At 65.5% G+C, this 18847-nt stretch carries 17 protein-coding genes and 1 tRNA gene; 9 read left to right on the top strand and 9 right to left on the bottom strand.

What is annotated here, in order from left to right; genetic code table 11:
• The first annotated feature begins 93 nt into the window (after nucleotides 1-93).
• The 3 genes from QQL87_RS12990 to QQL87_RS12980 all read left to right on the top strand — a co-directional run bounded on the left by QQL87_RS12990 (nucleotide 94) and on the right by QQL87_RS12980 (nucleotide 2975).
• Entirely contained in the window at nucleotides 94-1065 is a 972-nt protein-coding gene (locus QQL87_RS12990; protein ID WP_284418538.1) for a TRAP transporter substrate-binding protein, read from the top strand.
• An 81-nt stretch (nucleotides 1066-1146) separates the two neighbouring features.
• Nucleotides 1147-1692, top strand: a complete 546-nt coding sequence (locus tag QQL87_RS12985; RefSeq protein ID WP_284418537.1) for a TRAP transporter small permease — start codon at nucleotides 1147-1149, stop codon at nucleotides 1690-1692.
• Entirely contained in the window at nucleotides 1683-2975 is a 1293-nt protein-coding gene (locus QQL87_RS12980) for a TRAP transporter large permease (RefSeq protein ID WP_284418536.1), read from the top strand. The genes QQL87_RS12985 and QQL87_RS12980 overlap by 10 nt, the downstream gene beginning before the upstream one ends.
• Nucleotides 2976-3214: 239 nt before the next feature.
• Here QQL87_RS12980 and QQL87_RS12975 read toward each other — a convergent pair whose 3' ends face one another.
• The 3 genes from QQL87_RS12975 to QQL87_RS12965 form a co-directional block, all read right to left on the bottom strand.
• Nucleotides 3215-4369 (bottom strand): COG3904 family protein, encoded by a 1155-nt coding sequence (locus QQL87_RS12975; RefSeq protein WP_284418535.1) that lies wholly within the window; start codon nucleotides 4367-4369, stop codon nucleotides 3215-3217.
• 271 nt (nucleotides 4370-4640) lie between these two features.
• Nucleotides 4641-5405 (bottom strand): substrate-binding periplasmic protein, encoded by a 765-nt coding sequence (locus tag QQL87_RS12970; protein WP_284418534.1) that lies wholly within the window; start codon nucleotides 5403-5405, stop codon nucleotides 4641-4643.
• A gap of 64 nt (nucleotides 5406-5469) precedes the next feature.
• Entirely contained in the window at nucleotides 5470-5769 is a 300-nt protein-coding gene (locus QQL87_RS12965; protein WP_284418533.1) for a c-type cytochrome, read from the bottom strand.
• Between QQL87_RS12965 and QQL87_RS12960 the strand changes: the two genes are divergently transcribed.
• A complete protein-coding gene (locus QQL87_RS12960) occupies nucleotides 5768-5929 on the top strand; it encodes a hypothetical protein (RefSeq protein WP_284418532.1) in 162 nt (53 codons plus the stop codon). The genes QQL87_RS12965 and QQL87_RS12960 overlap by 2 nt on opposite strands.
• A gap of 249 nt (nucleotides 5930-6178) precedes the next feature.
• Here QQL87_RS12960 and QQL87_RS12955 read toward each other — a convergent pair whose 3' ends face one another.
• Nucleotides 6179-7900 (bottom strand): pyrroloquinoline quinone-dependent dehydrogenase, encoded by a 1722-nt coding sequence (locus QQL87_RS12955; protein WP_284418530.1) that lies wholly within the window; start codon nucleotides 7898-7900, stop codon nucleotides 6179-6181.
• Between the two features lie 639 nt (nucleotides 7901-8539).
• Between QQL87_RS12955 and QQL87_RS12950 the strand changes: the two genes are divergently transcribed.
• Entirely contained in the window at nucleotides 8540-10384 is a 1845-nt protein-coding gene (locus QQL87_RS12950; protein WP_502871163.1) for a tetratricopeptide repeat-containing glycosyltransferase family protein, read from the top strand.
• 93 nt (nucleotides 10385-10477) lie between these two features.
• Here QQL87_RS12950 and QQL87_RS12945 read toward each other — a convergent pair whose 3' ends face one another.
• Together QQL87_RS12945 and QQL87_RS12940 are read right to left on the bottom strand one after the other, a co-directional pair.
• Nucleotides 10478-11212 carry a hypothetical protein gene (locus tag QQL87_RS12945; protein ID WP_284418528.1) on the bottom strand — a complete coding sequence of 245 codons (735 nt, stop codon included), beginning with the start codon at nucleotides 11210-11212 and terminating at the stop codon, nucleotides 10478-10480.
• Nucleotides 11213-12218: 1006 nt separating this feature from the next.
• A tRNA-Leu gene (locus tag QQL87_RS12940) sits at nucleotides 12219-12305 on the bottom strand.
• Nucleotides 12306-12530: 225 nt separating this feature from the next.
• Here QQL87_RS12940 and QQL87_RS12935 point away from each other — a divergent pair.
• The gene (locus tag QQL87_RS12935) at nucleotides 12531-13499 is read left to right on the top strand and encodes a complex I NDUFA9 subunit family protein (RefSeq protein ID WP_284418527.1); all 969 of its coding nucleotides are present in this window, start codon (nucleotides 12531-12533) and stop codon (nucleotides 13497-13499) included.
• Between the two features lie 116 nt (nucleotides 13500-13615).
• Here QQL87_RS12935 and QQL87_RS12930 read toward each other — a convergent pair whose 3' ends face one another.
• Nucleotides 13616-14422, bottom strand: coding sequence for an undecaprenyl-diphosphate phosphatase (locus QQL87_RS12930; RefSeq protein WP_284418526.1), 807 nt, complete (start codon nucleotides 14420-14422; stop codon nucleotides 13616-13618).
• A 358-nt stretch (nucleotides 14423-14780) separates the two neighbouring features.
• Here QQL87_RS12930 and QQL87_RS12925 point away from each other — a divergent pair, with 358 nt between their 5' ends.
• Nucleotides 14781-15473 (top strand): glutathione S-transferase family protein, encoded by a 693-nt coding sequence (locus QQL87_RS12925; RefSeq protein ID WP_284418525.1) that lies wholly within the window; start codon nucleotides 14781-14783, stop codon nucleotides 15471-15473.
• Nucleotides 15422-16600 carry a tRNA epoxyqueuosine(34) reductase QueG gene (gene queG / locus QQL87_RS12920; RefSeq protein ID WP_284418647.1) on the top strand — a complete coding sequence of 393 codons (1179 nt, stop codon included), beginning with the start codon at nucleotides 15422-15424 and terminating at the stop codon, nucleotides 16598-16600. The genes QQL87_RS12925 and queG overlap by 52 nt, the downstream gene beginning before the upstream one ends.
• A 2-nt stretch (nucleotides 16601-16602) precedes the next feature.
• Here queG and QQL87_RS12915 read toward each other — a convergent pair whose 3' ends face one another.
• Complete coding sequence (locus QQL87_RS12915) at nucleotides 16603-17388, bottom strand: alpha/beta hydrolase (protein ID WP_284418524.1); 786 nt, start codon at nucleotides 17386-17388, stop codon at nucleotides 16603-16605.
• A 329-nt stretch (nucleotides 17389-17717) separates the two neighbouring features.
• On the opposite strand from QQL87_RS12915, the gene infC reads away from it, so the two are divergent.
• Nucleotides 17718-18257 (top strand): translation initiation factor IF-3, encoded by a 540-nt coding sequence (gene infC / locus QQL87_RS12910; RefSeq protein WP_284418646.1) that lies wholly within the window; start codon nucleotides 17718-17720, stop codon nucleotides 18255-18257.
• A 64-nt stretch (nucleotides 18258-18321) separates the two neighbouring features.
• Here infC and QQL87_RS12905 read toward each other — a convergent pair whose 3' ends face one another.
• Nucleotides 18322-18690: a hypothetical protein gene (locus QQL87_RS12905; RefSeq protein WP_284418523.1), complete on the bottom strand. Its 369-nt coding sequence runs from the start codon at nucleotides 18688-18690 to the stop codon at nucleotides 18322-18324.
• Between the last annotated feature and the right edge of the window lie 157 nt (nucleotides 18691-18847).

The following is an 18847-nucleotide window of genomic DNA, read 5'->3' as shown; positions in this document are numbered from 1 at the left end:
TTGGCGCTTGACTTCGCATCTGCAGTGGAGCGACCCAAGACGGCCCACGGCATCTGCCCAACGAAGACATAATCAACTCAGGAGGAAGCCCAGATGAAGACACTCACAGGTATCATCGCAGCCGCTGTGCTGGCGGTCTCGGCGCCCTTGGCGAGCGCGCGCGATTTCCGCTCCGCCGACGTGCACCCCGCCGATTATCCGACCGTCGAAGCCGTCAAGTTCATGGGCAAGGAGCTCGCCGCGGCGAGCGGCGGCAAGCTCGGCGTCAAGGTGTTTCCGAACGGCGCCCTCGGCTCCGAGAAGGACACCATCGAGCAGCTCAAGATCGGCGCGCTCGACATGATGCGCATCAACTCCTCGCCGCTCAACAATTTCGTGCCCGAGACCGTCGCGCTGTGCCTGCCCTTCGTGTTCCGCGACACGCAGCATATGCGCAACGTCCTGGACGGGCCGATCGGCGACGAGATCCTCGCCGCCATGGAGCCCGCCGGCCTGGTCGGCCTCGCTTATTATGACAGCGGCGCGCGCTCGATCTACACGGTCAAGGCGCCGATCAAGTCGTTCGCGGACGTCAAGGGCCTGAAGATCCGCGTCCAGCAGTCCGACCTCTGGGTCGGCATGATCCAGAGCCTCGGCGCCAACCCGACGCCGATGCCGTATGGCGAGGTCTACACCGCGCTCAAGACCGGCCTGGTCGACGCCGCCGAGAACAACTGGCCGTCCTACGAGTCCTCCCGCCATTTCGAGGCCGCCAAGTTCTACAACATCACCGAGCACTCGCTGGCGCCCGAAGTCCTCGTCATGTCCAAGAAGGTCTGGGATACGTTGAGCAAGGAGGACCAGGCGCTGGTCCGCAAGGCGGCTAAGGACTCCGTGCCGGTCATGCGCAAGCTCTGGGACGAGCGCGAGCAGACCGCCCGCAAGGCCGTCGAGGCCGCCGGCGCCCAGGTCGTGACGATCGCCAACAAGCAGGAGTTCGTCGACGCGATGAAGCCGGTGTACCAGAAGTTCGCCGGCGACGAGAAGCTTTCGAGCCTCGTCAAGCGCATCCAGGACACGAAGTAACAGACGCCAACTGACAACAGAGTGGCCGGATCCGGTGTCGCCGCACGGCGGCACCGGACATCGGCACGGGGAGGGGCAGGAATGACGGACCCACATGTCGCAGACCACGAGACGCCGGAGGGGCGCCCGTCGCGCGGCCCGCTGACGCGGATCAACGCCATCATCGCGCGGCTGGGCATGTATCTGTCCGTCACCGGCCTGCTCGTCATCGTCACCATCGTGTTCTACCAGGTGTTCGGACGCTACGTGCTCAACTCCAGCCCGACCTGGACCGAGAACCTGGCACTGGTCCTGATCCTCTACGTCACCCTGATCGGCGCCGCCGTCGGCGTTCGCGATGCCGGACATATCGGCATGGACAGTCTTCTGGTGATGCTGCCGGACTCGACGCGCGAGAAGATCGAGCTCGTCATTCATGTGCTGGTCGCCTTGTTCGGCCTGGCGATGGCCTACAACGGCTGGATCCTCGGCGCCTCCGTCGGCACCGTGAAGATCCCCAATCTCGGCCTGCCCGAAGTCGTCCGCTACATCCCGCTGGTCGCCTCCGGGGTGCTGATCGTCTCCTTTTCAATCGAGCACATCATCGCTCTCCTGCGCGGTGAAGAGGTCGTCCCCTCATGGAACTGATCATTCTCGGCGCCACCTTCTTCGGCTTCCTGGTCCTCGGCGTCCCCGTCGCCTTCGCGATCGGCCTCTCCGCCATCTGCACCATTCTCTATGAAGGCCTGCCGGTCGCGGTGATCTTCCAGCAGATGATGTCGGGGATGAACATCTTCTCGTTCCTCGCCATCCCGTTCTTCGTCTTCAGCGGCGAGCTGATGCTGCATGGCGGCGTCGCCGACAAGATCGTGCAGCTCGCCAAGAACCTGGTCGGCCACATCCGCGGCGGGCTCGGCATGTCGAACGTCGTCGCCTGCACGCTGTTCGGCGGCGTCTCCGGTTCTCCCGTCGCCGACGTCTCGGCGATGGGCGCGGTGATGATCCCGATGATGAAGAAGGAAGGGTTCGACACCGACTACGCCGTCAACGTCACCACCCACGCCTCGCTGGTCGGAGCCTTGATGCCGACCAGTCACAACATGATCATCTATGCGCTGGCCGCCGGCGGCAAGGTGTCGATCGGCGCGCTGATTGCCGCAGGCCTGCTGCCGGCGCTGGTGCTGATGATCTGCATGCTGGTCGCGGCCTACGCGGTCGCCGTGAAGCGCGGCTATCCCGCCGGCAAGTTTCCCGGCTGGGCGGAGGTGGCCCGCTCGTTCGCGGCGGCGCTGCCCGGCCTTCTGATCGTCGGCATCATCCTGGCGGGCATCCTGTCCGGCGTGTTCACGGCCACCGAATCGGCGGCGGTCGCGGTCACCTACACGATCATGCTGACGTTCTTCATCTACCGCACCATGACCTTGCCGAACTTCCTGCGGGCCGCGGCCAAGGCGGTCAAGACGACCGGCGTGGTGCTGCTGCTGATCGGCGTCTCCACCATGTTCCAGTACCTGATGGGGCTCTACGAGGTGGCCGATTTCGCCGGCGACCTGATGAGCAAGGTCTCGTCGCAGCCCTGGATGATCTTCCTGCTCATCAACATCATCCTGTTCCTGCTCGGCACCTTCATGGACATGGCGGCGACGATCCTGATCTGCACCCCGATCTTCCTGCCGATCGCCATGAAGGCCGGCATGGACCCGGTGCAGTTCGGCATGCTGATGCTGATCAACTGCGCGCTCGGCCTCAACACCCCGCCGGTCGGCACCACACAGTTCGTCGGCTGCGCCATCGGCGGCATCTCGGTCGGCGCGGTCATGCGCACCATCCTGCCGTTCTACGCCGCGCTGATCGCCGCACTGATGTTCGTGACCTACGTCCCCGCCTTCTCGCTGTGGCTGCCGCGCCTGCTGATGGGCTACAAGGGATAGCCGTCGTGGCGTCGCCGGCTTCGGCCGGCGAAGCCTGCCTGCTCACCGTGGCTGCAACCTCGAGCGGCATCCCGTTTGCCCAGGGGTCCGCACCGTCATTGCGAGGAGCGAAGCGACGAAGCAATCCAGGATCACACGCGGAGCCCTGGATTGCTTCGCTTCGCTCGCAATGACGGTGGAGTTGCCGGCTTGCTCCCATGCACAGACGGCTCGTCTGCCCCAGACTTCGTTGCCGCCCCTCACTTCACGCAGGAGCGCGCGACGATCCCGATCTTGCGGCGGTCGCCGGCGAGGTCGAATTGCAGCCCCATCACCATCTCGGAATCGACTTTGCCGAGCCCGTCGTAGGCGATCTCGATGCGCTTGGCCGTCTGCAGGTCCGCCATCGTCGCGCCGACGATCTGAACGGAGGTCTGGATGCCGAGCGGTGCAGACTCGATGGCAGCCAGCTTGAGCGGGAAGCTGCGCTTGCCGGAGTCACTGATCAGGTCGACCGACCGCTCCGCCATGATGCCGCGCATCGTCGCCTCGAACGTTCTGCTGTCGTATTTCGAGTTCGGGATCATCGCCAGGTAGACGTTGGAGGCGTCACCCCGGCAATACAGGCGATGGCGGAAGCTTGCGAACGTCGTGCGGCTGATGATCTCGACGTATGAGCCGCCCGCGCCGAACGGCTCGATCGTCATCGGGCTGGAATAGTCCTTGCTGGTGTCGATGCCGAGATCGACGATCTCCTGCAGCTTCAGCCATCTGACTTCGCGCCACGGCGTCTCCGCGGCGGCGAGGCCGATGAGCTTCGGGTTGGCGTCCATGCGCATGACGTAGGTGATCAGCGCGCCTATCATGGACTGATCGGCGGCGCGGTCGATCGCGCTGGCGGTCTTGGCCTTCGGCTCCTTGATCGCCTCGGGATCGTGAAACTGCTGCACGCCGAGCTCACCCTCCTTGGCGGCGCGCCTGACGCCGCCGAGGAACGCCCAGACGCAGGCCGAGGCGCAATGGCCCGGGTCCTGGCCGCCGTCGACGGTGTTGATGCGATCATCCTCGGGATCAAGCCGTCCGATGGTCTTGCCGACGGAGGTGTGGAGGTTCTGCTCGCGGATGATCTCACCAAGCCGCATCGCCGCCGCGGGATCGCCGCCGGGCGAATTGAACGCGATCTCATAGCCACTCCAGCCCTTCGCGAGGAATTGCCGAAACACCTCCGGCGTATCGCGCTGAATCGTGCCCTCGGCCGCGATCCACGAGCAGCCGTTGCAATTGCCGCCATCGCCAGCCCTGAAGAAATGCATCGGCTTGGACGCATCGTAGTTGAACATCTCCTCGGCCGCCGCGGGCGGCTCACACAGCAATGCAACAGCGACGGCGAGGAGAATGCTCAAAAGCCCGGCCATACGACGACCGGTCGCGGCGCGAGCTTCGATGCAGGCGCCTGGCATGAACGACATCAAAGACATGGGCTGTATTCGCAATGACGGACGAGGGAGAGGAAGGAAATGGCCGTGAGGCGCCAAGGCAGGGATCGGGGCTCAGACGGAAGGATGCTACCGCCGACAATCAAAGATCGCAAGCGACGCCCGGCACGCGCCGGGCCCCTGCCCTGCGCCGTCGACGAAACAGGCCAGCACAATCCGCGATCCGCCCGGCGGTCGTGCAACACGCCGGCTATTTCGGCGGCTGCAGCGTCACGCCGTAGCGGCCGTAGATGCGCGCGACGGTGCCGTCGGCGCGCAGGCGGGCCAGCGCCGCCTCGATGGCCTCGCGCAGGGCGTCGTCGGGGCGGACCATGCCGATGGCCACGTTCCAGTTGAGGTTCGCTTCGCCCTCGTCGAGGGCCATGATGCGGAGCCGCTTGTCGGGATGGGTCTGGTTGTAATAGGCGGCGTTGGCCGGCGTCACCGCCGCGGCAGCGATCTCGTGGTTGGCCAGCGCGTCAAGGCTGTCGATCTCGAAGCCGAAGGTCGATGTCGGTACGTGACGCTGGCTGATCAGCATCGCCGCGACCGAGCCGACCTGCACGCCGACCTTGGTCGTCGCATCGAGGCCGGCGGCCGAGGTGAGCTGGCTTGCCTGGGGCACCGCCAGCGCCACGCCCGTGTGATAATAGGGCCCGGTGGTCTTCAGCCGGGTTTCCTCCAGCGCCTGCGGATCGGCGATGACGTCCATCACGATGTCGCAGCCGGCGGCGCGGAGCTGGAACATGGTGATGATCCAGTCGAGCCGCAGCGCGACGCCGAGCTCGCGCGCCACCGCCTGGCCCATCTCGACCTGGAAACCCGGCGGGTCGCCGGCCTTGCTGGCGAAGGGCAGCGAATTGGGATGGGCGCACAGCCCGATCTGGCCGAGCGAGCGGATGGCGTCGAGCGAGCGCGCCTCGGCCGGGCCGATCAGGACAGCCATGGCGGCGAGCAGCGCGAGCAATCGTGTCATGTCGTGGTCCTCAAAGGATGACGCTCGGTCCGGTGGGCAGCTTCGCGCGCGGCACGCCGACCTCCTAATCGGGTTTCAGCGCGCGAATGTAGACGATGATCGCGTCGATCTGCGCGTCGGTGAAGACCTCGCCGAATGCCGGCATCGCGCCGGGCTTGCCGACCTTGATGCGATTGCGGATGAAGTCGTCGCTGCGCGGCGAATCCATCAGCTGCGGGCCCTTGCCGGCGACACGGCCGGCGTCGGAGTGGCACCAGCCGCAGGTCGATGCGAACAATTGCTGGACGTCGAGCGGCTCGGCTTGCTGCGCGGGCGCGGCCGACTGCGCGAAGGCCGGTGCAGCGCCGGTCAACGCGGCAGCCATGATCAATGGCCGCAACCGCCCGATCGTAGCAGCTCGCCGCAGTATTTCAATCATCGTCCAAGCTGATGTCGTCAACACCATTCCGATCAACTCGAACCTCATCGAGCCAAGTCTCATCAAGCAGATCCCGCTTCCTTTGCGCCCCGACGTGCAGGGCTAGTGGCACCACGGCTATCGCATGTGACGATCGCAGCGGTGCCCTCGCCCACCTCCGCATCGTCATGGCCGGGCTTGTCCCGGCCATCCACGTTGTTCAGCACGCTGAGAAGCACGTGGATGCCCGGGACGAGCCCGGGCATGACGGAGTAACTAATTGCCAGGGTTGTTCGTCGCGACAGCGCTTCACCATACCGCCAATAGCCGCTGAGAGGCACGGGAGCCGGCATCGCCGGCCCCCGTGATCTCAAGCCTATTTCAGGCTGTAGACGATGAGCGCGCCGTCATCCCTGGGCATGCTCTTGTAGACGCCGCCGAAGGTCGGCGCGTAGTCGTCGGCCGCCATGCCGCCGAAGCCGGCGGTGATGGCGATGTATTGCTTGCCGTTGACCGCGTAGCTGATGATGCCGCCCTGGTGGCCGGTGCCGTCGGAGTGGTTCCACAGCTCGGTGCCGTTCTCGGCATCATAGGCATGCACGGTGCCGCGCGAATCCGGCACGAACACGAGATTGCCGCCGGTCGAGAGCACGCTGGCGAGCGGCGGCTCGGGGAAGCGGACCTCCCATTTCTTGGCGCCGGTGACGGGGTCGCGGGCGTCGAGATGGCCGTAGATCTCACCGCTCGGCGGCTTCGCGATCGCGAAGTTGGCGCCGATGTTGAGCTGCGCCTGCGGTGCCACCACCGGCGTCGTCTTGACGATGTCGAGCGTCATGCACCATTCCTGGCCGAGCTTGTAGTACAGGCCGGTCTTCGGATTGTAGGAGCCGGCGTTCCAGCTGACGCCGCCGGAGATGTGCGGGCAGAGCGGCTCGCTGACCTTGCCGGCCGTGAAGTCGCGGCGCCCGATCAGCTCGCCGGTCTTGGGGTCGATATTCTTGACGAAGTTGCTGTTCTCGGTGATGCGCCAGACGTTCTGCACCTTGGCTTCGCGGTCATAGACGAAGATGTAGCCGCTCTTGTTGGGATGCACCGTCAGCTTCTTGCCGTCGCGATCGAGCATCAGGAATTCGCCGACCGCGCTGTCGAAGTCCCAGGCGTCGTGCGGCAGCTCCTGGTGATGGAATTTCAGCTTGCCGCTGTCGACGTCGAGGCCGATCACCGACGACGTATAGAGATTGTCGCCTGGGCGGGCGCCTTGCGTCTTCCAGTCGCCGCCCGACCAGTCGTAGAGCGGCGCCGGATTGGCGGTTCCCCACCAGATCGTGCTGGTCTCGGAATCATACGTGCCGGGCATCCAGCCGCCGCCACCGCCGGTGCGCCAGGAATCATTGCCCCATGTCTTCTGGGCCTCCTCGGTGCCCGCCACCGTCAGGAACTCCCATTTCTTGGCGCCGGTCGCGGCGTTGACGCCGAAGATCGGACCACGGCCGGGCCATTCGCCGCCCTGCGCGCCGATCACGACGTTGCCGTTGGCGTAAAGCGGAGCGCCGGTGAAGCCGACCGTCAGCTTCTGCGAGTCGATCAGCTTGGTTTCCCAGGCCAGCTTGCCGGTCTTCATGTCGAGCGCGATCAGCCGCCCGTCCATGGTGCCGACGAACACCTTGCCCTCGCCGATCGCGACGCCGCGATTGTAGGGCGAGTGGGTCTGGCGCGCGACCAGTGCTTCATCCAGCTCCGGGAAGTAGGACCAGATCACCTCGCCGGTGGCGCCGTTCAGCGCGAACACGCGGCTGTAGGAACCGGTGTAGTAGAGCACGCCGTCGGCGGCCAGCGGCATCGACTGCAGGCCGCGGGTGGAGCGTCCGGGAATGTGCATCCAGGCAACGCCGAGATTGGCGACGTTATTGGCGTTGATCTGGGCGAGCGGGCTGTAGTGATAGGACTTGTAGGAGCCGTGGTAGGTCAGCCAGTCGTTCTGACCGCCGGCCTCGATGCGCGCCGTATCCACCGCTTGCGCCGACGCCGCCGACGCGGCGAGCATCGTGGTGATGGCAAGCGCGACCGGCGCAGCCAGACGTTTCCGTTGCTTCATCATGGCACTTCCTCCGCTACGTTTTTGATTGATGGCCACCGCGTTGTCGCGGCTGCCTTGCCGGATCGTCTGCCGCTACCCCGAGCTCGTGTGATGCGCCGTGTGTCGACGGGACGAGGGACGGCTCAACCTAACGTCGAATCTTGACGGGGGGAATGCACCGGAAGGGAAGTTCTCCCGACGACCTAGGGCATGCGTCCTGCGTCGCATCGGCAATGCAGCAAGCCCGATCGCGCCAGCACAGGCCACCGCGTGCCACGCAACGCCGCGCAACGACAGCGGGATCGATGTAATTGCTCGCATTTGCGCCGCTGTCCCGCGGCGTTGCCGCGAAGCCTGCGGCTTCCCGTCGATTTGTCAGTCATGCTGACGGATCGCACGTGCAAAAAACAAAATGAGACTCCGCGTCAAGGACGCCGCGCCGGTCGGCTACCAGCCCGGGCTGGCGCACGATCACGGAGCGACGTCGGCTGACCGCAGATGTCCTCCATATCTCATCGCGATTGATGATCCGGCCTGTCATGACGTCCAACGCCGGATGCACAACCATTGCGAGCATAGCCACATTCAGAGGTAGAATTTGAGTTTCAGCCACTCTGAGAATCACGTAGTTTGAGTTTGCAGCGGGAGCAACTTGCTACAATGAATCGTCGAGAGCATCGGGCCTCGCATACGAAGGCGAAGCCCAAACCTGTTCAGCCTGATGGTGCTGCGATCCTCTATGAGTCAGCTTTGCGTGAAATCGCGAATGGCCGCCACGCAGACGCCGAAGGGTGTTGCCACCTGGCGCTTGCGATCGATGGAGGACACGCGCCGACGCTCAACTTGCTGGGCATCCTCGCGCTGCAGGCAGGGCAATACGATGCTGCACTCCAGTGGGTATCCCGTGCGATCCAGCAGGACATTCAGCCGCAATACTTCCTGAGTCTCGGCACGGTGCTCCAGGTCCAGGGGCGCCCAGACGAGGTGATCAAAGTCTGCGACAAGGCGAGGGCGCTCGGTCTTGAAAGCCCCGATCTGTGGATGCTGAGGGGCAACGCCCTGGTTCGTCTGCAGCAGCTGGCCGACGCCGTCTCGAGCTTCCAGCGCGTGCTGGAGCTGAATCCGCAGAACTGGGAGGCCGCAAACCAGTGCGGCATCACGCTTCAACGGTTGGGGCGGATCGACGAAGCGCTCGCCTGTCTCGACCTGAGCGACGCTTTGCGGCCCAATGACGTGCCGACTCTCTTGATGCGTGGTGCGCTTCTGAACGCGCTGAAGCGCTTCGACGAGGCCCTTGTGCTCTGCCGGCGAGCCCACGAGATCGAACCGGGCAACTCCGACATCTGCGTCAAGACCGGCATTGTCTTGCGCACGATGCGCAGAGACGAAGAGGCGCTGGAATGGTTCGAGCGAGCTCTGGCTCTGCAGCCTGGCTCCAGGGATGCGCTGCACGACAGGGCTGCCGTCCTGACGAAGCTTCGTCGCTTCGACGAGGCGTTCGAGATCTACAGGCGTTTGAAGGACAGCGATCCGAGTGACGCTCTGGCCGATCTGGGAGCGGCGCATTTGAACCTCCTGCTGGGGAATTTTGATGCGGGCTGGGCGGGGCGAGAGGCTCGCTGGCATTTGCCGAGTTCCTATCCCCGGTTCCAGCAGCCGATGTGGCAGGGGCACCCCGATATCGCGGGAAAAACCATCGTCATCGCCGCCGACGAAGGGCTGGGCGATACGATCCAGTTTGCCCGCTACGTGCCGATGGTCGCCGCGCTGGGCGCCCGCGTCATTCTTGCGGTTCAGAAGTCGTTGCTTCCTCTCCTGTCGAATACGCCCGGGATTTCGCAGTGTATTCCGGTGTCGGAGGCGGCCGACCTGGCAGCAGTCGATGTCCATTGCCCGATCATGAGCCTTCCTTTCGCGTTTCGAACGACGCTGGAAACTATTCCTGCACCCGTCTCTTATTTGCCGGCGCCTGATCCGGAGCGGATCCAACTCTGGGAGGAGCGTCTCGGCGCGCATGAAAAGCTGCGTGTCGGCCTGGTCTGGTCTGGCAATCCAAATCACCTGGACGACCACAATCGCTCCATCCAGTTGCGCACGGTTCTCCGTCTGCTTGACGAAGACGCGGTGTTCGTCAGTCTGCAGAAAGAGCCCAAGGCCGAGGACCAGACTGCGCTGCAGGACGCGAGCCGGATCTTGGACCTGACCAGCCAGCTCACCGATTTCGTGGACACCGCCGCGCTGATCTCCTGCCTCGATCTCGTGATCACGGTCGATACCAGTGTCGCCCATCTCGCCGGCGCGCTTGGTCGTCCGACCTGGACGCTGCTGTCGTACACGCCGGACTATCGCTGGCTGCTGGAGCGTGACGACAGCGTCTGGTACCCGACGATGCGCCTTTTCCGGCAGCGCGAAAGACGCGATTGGGCCGAAGTGATCGAGGAGGTCAGGACGAATCTTCACGAGATGATCGCCCGGAGGACGGTGGTCTCCGATGATCCGAACTGATGAAATCGGAGGCCCGAGAATCATCCTTCGCTACGAGAAGAACGGAGGCGAGACGTTCATGGCTTCCCGTCGTCTGGACCCGGCGCGTCGCCTCTATGGAAGACGCTTGCTCCGCGGCCAGCGAGGGCCATTCAGGCGCGTGCAATGGAGGAGATACTCCCCGGCGGGGTCCTCAAACGCTTTGGTCTCGGCAACCTCGCGCCAGCCGAGCTTAGTGGCGTCGAGCGCGAACTTGCGAGGGCTGATTTCCACATAGGGCGCGGTCTGGACCTCGATCTTGTCGATGCGCCACTCGTAGATCAAGGCCGGCACACCGGGCTGATGGCCCCAATGCTCGAAGTAGTCGTACGGATCGATATCGATCTGGATCTCGCCACGCAGCCATGCGCCGGGCTTGGCATCGACGGGCGGGCTAGAATCCTGGAATGCGAGAACGCCCGCGTCGATCACCCACCAGTCCTCGGCGACATGGACGACCTGCGCGATGATGCCGTAGACGCCACTGCCGCGGTGGATCCGCGACGGCGCCACGGCAGCATGCGGCGCGATGTCCTCTAACGGCTTCTTCGGCGAGAACACGAGCGCAAATGCGGCCTCGGAGCCGCTCTTGAAATCAGGGTAGTTCGTATCCAGAATGATCCAAGACGCCAGCCCGACCACGATTTGATCCGTCATCCGGAGTCCCTTCTTTGTCAGCCGTTTCGCAGCGCTTCGACCCGCGTGCGTCCTCGGAATAAGGATCGCAACTTCTTCAGCCAAAGCTACAGTCATCGTGCGCACGGTTGAAGCTGAACGATTGAGCCGATCGCTCATCACCGCCTTCGACATACCACCCATCTCCGAACTGCCCGTCGTGCCAGTCTGTCGCAGCATTTGCCCTTGCACCGTCGGGCAAATCAGCTGCACATTTCCGCGCGTCCCTGCTGCCGCATGAGGGGCGTGTCGCGACCGTCACGAGACGTTGGCAGTGGGATGCGATGGGCGTGTGTCGTTGCAGCGTGAGCTAATCGCGCGGACGAACAAGGATGCACGCACGGTCAAGTCGCGCGGTCCTGATATCCCGAAGCTGATATCAACTCGCGTCGAGGCTTTGGCCTCGCGTGGGGATGGTGGCCAGACAGCCCGGCGCACCAGGGAGAACGCGAAGCAGCCGTTAAAACCACTCGCGCAGGGAGGGCCGGATGATCCGGCGCGTACCTGTGGTTCCTGCCGCCAGCATTTTTTCTCGCTGGCGGGCCATGGGTGCAGTCGGCACCCGGCCTTCCCTGCGCCCTCATGATTGAAGGGCGAGACAATCTTCAGAGCTCGGGCGCGGACTGCGCCGCGAGGATGAAAATGCTGGTCCCAGATTTTTTCCAAGGACAGGTCGCTGTTCGCGATGATGAGAATGATCAGGGACCGCAGACGCGTTGCGCTCGGTCGTTACGCGATTGAACCAGGCACTCGCCGTGGTGACGGTGCGCTCCCCTCCCCCTTGCGGGGAGGGGTGGGGGGTGGGGGTCTCCGGGCGATGAAGCAAGTGACGGGCACCACCTCTCTGAAGCACGAGAAGCGAGGTGCGCATCATGTGCCGCGGAGCGTGTGGACCCCCACCCCCAACCCCTCCCCGCAAGGGGGAGGGGGCTGACTGTCAGCGCGGCGAGATCGAGAATACCACGAGGTGTCGTCATGCCCGAAACGGCGCGCACGGCGAAAGAGCCAATGTGCGACGAAGCGTCTGCGACCCACGGAATGCGTGGTACGGCACCTTCGGCAGCTACAACGATAGCGGGAGGAAAAATCACAAGCCGAGTCTCAGCTCGGCGGCGCCACGCGAAGCTCGAAGAGCGAAGCGTGGTGCCCAGGAAAGGACTCGAACCTTCACGGCCGTTAAGCCACTGGCACCTGAAGCCAGCGCGTCTACCAATTCCGCCACCTGGGCATGTGGAGGCGGTGTGTACGGATCGAACGGCGGCTTGTCAAACCACTCGGAGCCCAAGATGACAATTTTTCTCAAGCCACGCGCAAAAACACGGCTCCCTTTTCCGCGATGCGGACGATGGGCTATACAGCGCCGCAAGATGGCGGGCCGCGGGGTGCGAATCGCCGCTGACAGGCTTCTCGTCCGGGGCGGATCGACCGCCCGGCTATCCCAGGAATGATCCCAATGGCATCGAATCTGGACACCCTCGTTACCGTCTTCGGCGGCTCCGGCTTCGTCGGGCGCAACGTCGTCCGGGCGCTGGCCAAGCGCGACTACCGCATCCGGGTCGCGGTGCGCCGGCCGGAGCTGGCCGGCCATCTGCAGCCGCTCGGCCGGGTCGGCCAGATCCACACCGTGCAGGCCAATCTGCGCTATCCCGACTCGGTCGCGGCGGCGCTGCGCGACAGCCATGTGGCGATCAACCTGGTCGGCATCCTGACCGAGGGCGGCGCCCAGACCTTCAACGCCGTGCAGGCCGAAGGCGCAGCCGTCGTGGCCAAGGCGGCGGCCGCCGCCGGCGCCCGCCTGGTGCACGTCTCGGCGATCGGCGCGGATGCCGAATCGGCCTCGAGCTACGCCCGCGCCAAGGCGGCCGGCGAGGCCGCCGTGCTGGCCGCGGTGCCCGAGGCCGTGATCATGCGGCCGTCGGTGGTGTTCGGCCCCGAGGATCAGTTCACCAACCGCTTCGCCGGCCTCGCCCGCATCTCGCCGTTCCTGCCGCTGATCGGCGGCGGCGAGACGAAGATGCAGCCGGTCTATGTCGGCGACGTCGCATCAGCGGTGGCGGATGCCGTCGACGGCAAGGCGCAGCCGGGCGCCACCTACGAGCTCGGCGGGCCGGAGGTGCTGAGCTTCCGCGAGATCCTCAAGATCATCCTCGACATCACCGACCGCGACCGCGCGCTGCTGCCGCTGCCGTTCGGTCTCGCCAAGCTGCAGGCCGCGGTGCTGCAGTTCGCGCCGGGCCCGCTGAAGCTGACGCCGGACCAGGTCGAGCTGCTGCGCCACGACAATGTGGTGTCGGAGGCGGCGAAGGCCGCCGGGCTGACCCTGCAGGGCCTCGGCATCAATCCGGATTCGCTGGAGGCCGTCGCCCCGCAATATCTCTGGCGCTTCCGCTCCGCCGGGCAATTCCAGCGCAAGAACGCGTGAGGGGCACACCAGCCCGTAGGGTGGGCAAAGCGAAGCGTGCCCACCGTCTTGCGACGGCATTCTCGGTGAGAACGGTGGGCACGGCGCTACGCGCCTTTGCCCACCCTACGCGATAACTACTTCCCGAGCGCCAGCGCGATCAGGCCGAGGGTGCCGACGATGACGCGCCACCAGGCGAACAGCACGAAGCCGTGGCGGGTGACGTAGCCCAGGAAGGCCTTCACCACGATCATCGCGGTGATGAAGGAGACGACGAAGCCGATCGCGATCAGGCCGAGATGATCGGACGTCATCTCGGCGCGGCTCTTGTAGAAGTCGTAGACGAAGGCGCCGACCATGGTCGGGATCGCCAGGAAGAAGGAGAACTCCGCGGCCGAGCGCTTGTCGCCGCCGAGCAGCATCGCCGCCACGATGGTCGAGCCGGAGCGCGACACGCCGGGAATCATGGCCAGGCACTGCGCGACGCCGATCCACAGATACATCAGCAGCGGATAGCGCGTGGCGTCATGCTCCCGGGGCTTGAGATCGATCTGGTCGACCCACAGCAGGATGGCACCGCCGACGATCAGCGAGAAGCAGACGACCCAGGGGTCGAACAGGAGCGCCTTGATGTACTTGCCGGCGATGAGGCCGATGATGACCGCCGGCAGGAAGGCGATCAGCACGCCGATGATGAAGCGGCGGTCATCGGCATTGGTCAGCGCGCCGATGGCGACGCGGTACAGCTTGAAGAAGTACAGCGCGACGATCGCGAGGATGGCGCCGAGCTGGATCAGGATCGCAAAACTCTTCCAGAAGCCGTCCTCGCCGAGCCCGAAGAAGCGTTCCGCCAGCAGCAGGTGGCCGGTCGAGGATACTGGAAGAAACTCGGTCACGCCCTCGACAATGCCGAGCAGCACGGCCCGCAGCGTATCTGACATCATTGATCCGATCCAACATTGCCGGCAAAACGCCGCCCTTCTCGCCTATTCGGCCCGCGCCCGCAATTGCAAAAAGCGACGGTCGCGGCCACATCGGACGAATGAACCAGCGCGTGATCGGCACTGCGAATCAGACCGCGACGATGCCGGACGGCGTATCCGGCGCGTTGATGAGGCGTCCGTGGAACGTCATATCCCGCATGCCGGCCCGTCGCCCTCCTGCTTACACTTTCACCGACCATGCGCTAATGGTCCGATTCGCAACGCCGCCCGTGCGCCGGTATCGGGACCAGGCCCCGGTGCGAACCGATGGTTGATTGTTCGTTAAGCGCAGGCCGCCGCGGAATCGTCGAAAGGCTCCATGTACACGCTCTACCACCACCCCTTCTGCCCGCATTCGCGCTTCGTCCGGCTGGTGCTCGGCGAATACGGGCTCGATCTGCGCCTGGTGGAGGAACGCGCCTGGGAGCGCCGTGAGCCGTTTCTGGTGCTCAATCCGGCGGGAACCACGCCGGTGCTGTCGGTCGAGGGCATGCCGGCGGTGCCCGGGGTCGGCGTGATCGCCGAGTTTCTCGACGAGACCTGCGGGCTCGAGATGGGCGACCGGCGGCTGATGCCGGCCTCGCCGGCCGAGCGCATCGAGGTGCGCCGGCTGATGGCGTGGTTCAACGATAAGTTCTTCGAGGAGGCCTCGAACCTGCTGGTGACCGAGCGCATCTACAAGCGCTTCATGAACGAGGAGGATGGCGGCGGGCCGCCGGCGACCGACGTGATTCGCGCCGCCAAGACCAATGTGCGCTACCATCTCGCCTATATCGGCTGGCTGGCGCAGCGGCGCAATTTCCTGGCCGGCGACCGCCTGACCTATGCCGACCTCGCCGCCGCCGCGCATCTGTCGGCGATCGACTATCTGGGCGACGTGCCATGGATCGAGGACGACGCGGCGAAGGCGTGGTACGCGCGGGTGAAGTCGCGGCCGTCGTTCCGGCCGCTGCTCTCCGACTGGCTGGCGGGCGTGCCGGCGTCGCGGACCTATGTGGACCTCGACTTCTGAGCGGTGACGCGCCAGACGCCCTGAAAGCGGCGCTGGCTGCCGAAGCGTTGAGGCTCGGCTTCGACTGCGTCGGCATCACCGCGCCGGTGATCAGCCACGAGCGCGCCACAGCCTTCGAGCGCTTCATCGCATCCGGGCAGCACGGCGACATGGACTGGCTGGCGCGCGAGCCAGGGCGGCGCACCGATCCGGCGACGCTGTGGCGCGAGGTGCGCTCGGTGATCATGCTCGGCGTCAACTACGGCCCGAGCGAGGACCCGCGCGCGATCCTCGCTGAGCGCAGCCGCGCCGCGATCTCGGTCTATGCCCGCGGCGACGACTATCACGACGTCATCAAGAAGAACCTCAAGACGCTCGCCCGCTGGCTGGTCGCGCAGGCCGGCTGCGACGTGAAGGTGTTCGTCGACACCGCCGCCGTGATGGAGAAGCCGCTGGCGGAAGCGGCCGGGCTGGGCTGGCAGGGCAAGCACACCAACCTGGTGTCATCAGGCTTCGGCTCCTGGCTGTTCCTCGGCGCGATCTACACCACGCTCGATTGGCCGGCGGATGCGCCGGAGCGGGATCATTGCGGCTCGTGCCGGGCCTGTCTCGACAGCTGCCCGACGGCGGCGTTCCCGGCCCCGTACAGCCTCGATGCGCGGCGCTGCATCTCGTATCTCACGATCGAGAACAAGGGGCCGATCCCGCGCGAGTTCCGCAAGGCCATGGGCAACCGCATCTATGGCTGCGACGACTGCCTCGCCGCCTGCCCTTGGAACAAATTCGCGCAAGAGGGGCGCGAGGCCAAGCTGGCGGCCCGCGACGCGCTGCGTGCGCCGTCGCTGGCGGATTTGGCCGCGCTCGACAATGCCGCGTTCCGGGCGCTGTTCACGAAGTCGCCGATCAAGCGCATCGGCCGCGACCGCTTCCTGCGCAACGTGCTGATTGCGATCGGCAACTCCGGCGATGCGGCGCTGGTGCCGGCGGCCGAGCGACTCGCGGCCGACCCGAATCCGCTGGTCCGCGGTGCAGCCGCCTGGGCGCTGAGCCAGTTGCTCGACGAAGCCGCATTCGCGCAGCGGGCCGAGGCCGCGCTGGGCTCCGAGGCCGACGGTGATGTCCGCGCAGAGTGGCAGATGCGATGCTGAGGTCAGCCGATCTCGCCGACCGCCGCCAGCATGCGGGCGATGTCCTGCGGCCGCGACAGCCGGTGGTCGCCGTCCTGGATCATGGTCAGCACCACGTCGTCGGCGGGCAGCCGGTGCGCCAGGGCAAAGGCATGCTGCCAGGGCACGTCGGGGTCCTGTGCGCCCTGCAGGATGCGCACGGGGCAGCCGACATTGATGGCGCCGCCGAGCAGCAGATGGTTGCGGCCGTCCTCGATCAGCGCCCTCGTGATCGGATACGGCTCGCCGTACTCGGAGGGCCGCATCCACACGCCATTGGCCTCGATCTCCTGGCGGATCTCCGGAGCAAAACCCTTCCACATCAGTTCCTCGGTGAAATCGGGCGCCGGAGCGATCAGGACCAGGCCGGCCAGCGTCGCTTCCGCCGGCTCTTGGAGCAGCGCGCGCGCCAGCAGCAGCGCCATCCAGCCGCCCATCGAGGAGCCGATCACGACCTGCGGCCCGCGGCAGACCTGGCGGAACACCGCGACGCTCTCCTCGAGCCAGCGGCCGATGGTGCCGTCGACGAAGCGGCCGCCCGATTCGCCATGCCCGGAATAGTCGAAGCGGACACAGGCACGGCCGCGCTCGGCTGCCCAGGCGTCGAGCGCCAGTGCCTTGGTGCCCTTCATGTCGGAATTGAAGCCGCCCAGCCAGAACAGCCCGGGCGGGTTGCCAGGACGCGCCCGCACCGCGATCTGGCGCGACTGGTCGCCGGTGCCGACGGCGATGAAGGCGGGAGAATCGGCAGATTCGACAGCTTGGTTCATGGATCGTTACTCGGTGTCGGACGTTGTGTGGGCGAACCGGCCGCTGCCGTCAATTGGGGCAGCCAGACGCTGCCGCTTGCGAAAGCGCGCGGCGCACTCTATGTCCCCCGGCGGAACCAAAAAGGCCCAGAACGCGCGAGTTTGATCGTCATTTTCTGGCCAGATGGTCTGTTTGGGGGAATGCACGATCAAGCCGAAGTCCTGCGCGTGCGACGCAAGCGCAGCGATGGCCGGGCGGAAATTCGACGCACCGGACGCCAGCGACCTTGCCCGCAAGGGCATCTTCCTTCAAAGTAGCCGCCTTCTTCCACAACCTTGGAGAACTACCCATTCGCCGCCCTAATCGAGCCCCGCCCGCTGCCGTCAAAGACGGGCCGCGCACCAATGATGAGATTCGCAATGCGCAGATCCAGCTGATCGACGCCGAAGGCACCAACCGTGGCACGGTCGAGACCGTGGTTGCGATCAGGATGGCCATCGAAGCAGGCATGGACCTGGTCGAGATTTCGCCGAACAACAATCCTCCCGTCTGTAAGATCATGGACTACGGGAAGTATAAGTATTCGGCGCAGAAGAAGGCCGCCGAGGCCCGCAAGAAGCAGAAGGTCGTCGAGATCAAGGAGATCAAGCTCCGCCCGATGATCGATGATCACGACTACGACGTGAAGATGCGGGCGATGCAGCGCTTCTTCGAAGAGGGCGACAAGGTCAAGATCACGCTGCGCTATCGCGGCCGCGAAATGGCGCACCAGGAGATCGGCACCAAGCTGCTCGACAAGGTCAAGTCCGACGTGGCGGCGTTCGCCAAGGTCGAGCAGGACGCCAGGTTCGAGGGCCGTCAGGTCGTCATGGTGCTGGCCCCGCGCTAGCCGCCAGATACCGATGCGCCAACCGGGCCCGCCACGCGATTGGCGGGCTTTTCCTTATGGCCGGTCAGGACCGCGTCGCCTGCCACCGCCCGCTGCAGGTCCCGGATCCGCCTTTTCCGCTCCAGCGGCCAAAGCCGGACGTCGCCCCCAACCGCCCGGTACCGCTGGCGTAAGAACCGCCCTGGGACACCCGGACCGTGACGGCCCCGCCGCGGCCGACGGCGCCAGTGACGTTGGCGGATCCGGTCGAGGTCACCCGGCCGCCGCTGATCTGTAGCGGGAAGCTGTAGCCCTGGTCGCAACTGCCGGCCTCGGTGATGATCAGGACAGTCCAGGCGCCGTCGAAGCCGGCGGCACGCGCCGGGGCGGGATGCGACAACGCGGCGACCGTCAGGACGGCGGCGCAGGCGGCGAAGCGGATGATGCGGGCCATGGAGCAAAACCTCGGCTGGGGGTGGCTGAACATGGGTCGGAATAGCTGATTCCGTGGTTCGACGTTGCCAAGCGCCATCGTCTCTGGCATAAGCGCGGCCTTCGTCGCCCGGCTGATCAAGGGCTGCCGTGGCGATGACCCTGTGCGGGTGGGTCCT

Origin of the sequence: Bradyrhizobium sp. SSBR45G (assembly GCF_030159255.1) — a bacterium.
Taxonomy (GTDB): Bacteria; Pseudomonadota; Alphaproteobacteria; order Rhizobiales; family Xanthobacteraceae; genus Bradyrhizobium.
This window is presented reverse-complemented; position numbering and strand designations above follow the sequence as displayed.

Coding starts and splice junctions, on each gene's coding strand:
- QQL87_RS12925 (WP_284418525.1), top strand. CDS start 14,781: ATGTACACGCTCTACCACCACCCCTTCTGCCCGCATTCGCGCTTCGTC.
- QQL87_RS12980 (WP_284418536.1), top strand. CDS start 1,683: ATGGAACTGATCATTCTCGGCGCCACCTTCTTCGGCTTCCTGGTCCTC.
- QQL87_RS12970 (WP_284418534.1), bottom strand. CDS start 5,405: ATGACACGATTGCTCGCGCTGCTCGCCGCCATGGCTGTCCTGATCGGC.
- QQL87_RS12930 (WP_284418526.1), bottom strand. CDS start 14,422: ATGATGTCAGATACGCTGCGGGCCGTGCTGCTCGGCATTGTCGAGGGC.
- QQL87_RS12960 (WP_284418532.1), top strand. CDS start 5,768: ATGATCAATGGCCGCAACCGCCCGATCGTAGCAGCTCGCCGCAGTATT.
- QQL87_RS12975 (WP_284418535.1), bottom strand. CDS start 4,369: ATGGCCGGGCTTTTGAGCATTCTCCTCGCCGTCGCTGTTGCATTGCTG.
- QQL87_RS12950 (WP_502871163.1), top strand. CDS start 8,540: ATGAATCGTCGAGAGCATCGGGCCTCGCATACGAAGGCGAAGCCCAAA.
- QQL87_RS12990 (WP_284418538.1), top strand. CDS start 94: ATGAAGACACTCACAGGTATCATCGCAGCCGCTGTGCTGGCGGTCTCG.
- QQL87_RS12955 (WP_284418530.1), bottom strand. CDS start 7,900: ATGATGAAGCAACGGAAACGTCTGGCTGCGCCGGTCGCGCTTGCCATC.
- QQL87_RS12905 (WP_284418523.1), bottom strand. CDS start 18,690: ATGGCCCGCATCATCCGCTTCGCCGCCTGCGCCGCCGTCCTGACGGTC.
- QQL87_RS12965 (WP_284418533.1), bottom strand. CDS start 5,769: ATGGCTGCCGCGTTGACCGGCGCTGCACCGGCCTTCGCGCAGTCGGCC.
- QQL87_RS12935 (WP_284418527.1), top strand. CDS start 12,531: ATGGCATCGAATCTGGACACCCTCGTTACCGTCTTCGGCGGCTCCGGC.
- QQL87_RS12915 (WP_284418524.1), bottom strand. CDS start 17,388: ATGAACCAAGCTGTCGAATCTGCCGATTCTCCCGCCTTCATCGCCGTC.
- QQL87_RS12945 (WP_284418528.1), bottom strand. CDS start 11,212: ATGTCGAAGGCGGTGATGAGCGATCGGCTCAATCGTTCAGCTTCAACC.
- QQL87_RS12985 (WP_284418537.1), top strand. CDS start 1,147: ATGACGGACCCACATGTCGCAGACCACGAGACGCCGGAGGGGCGCCCG.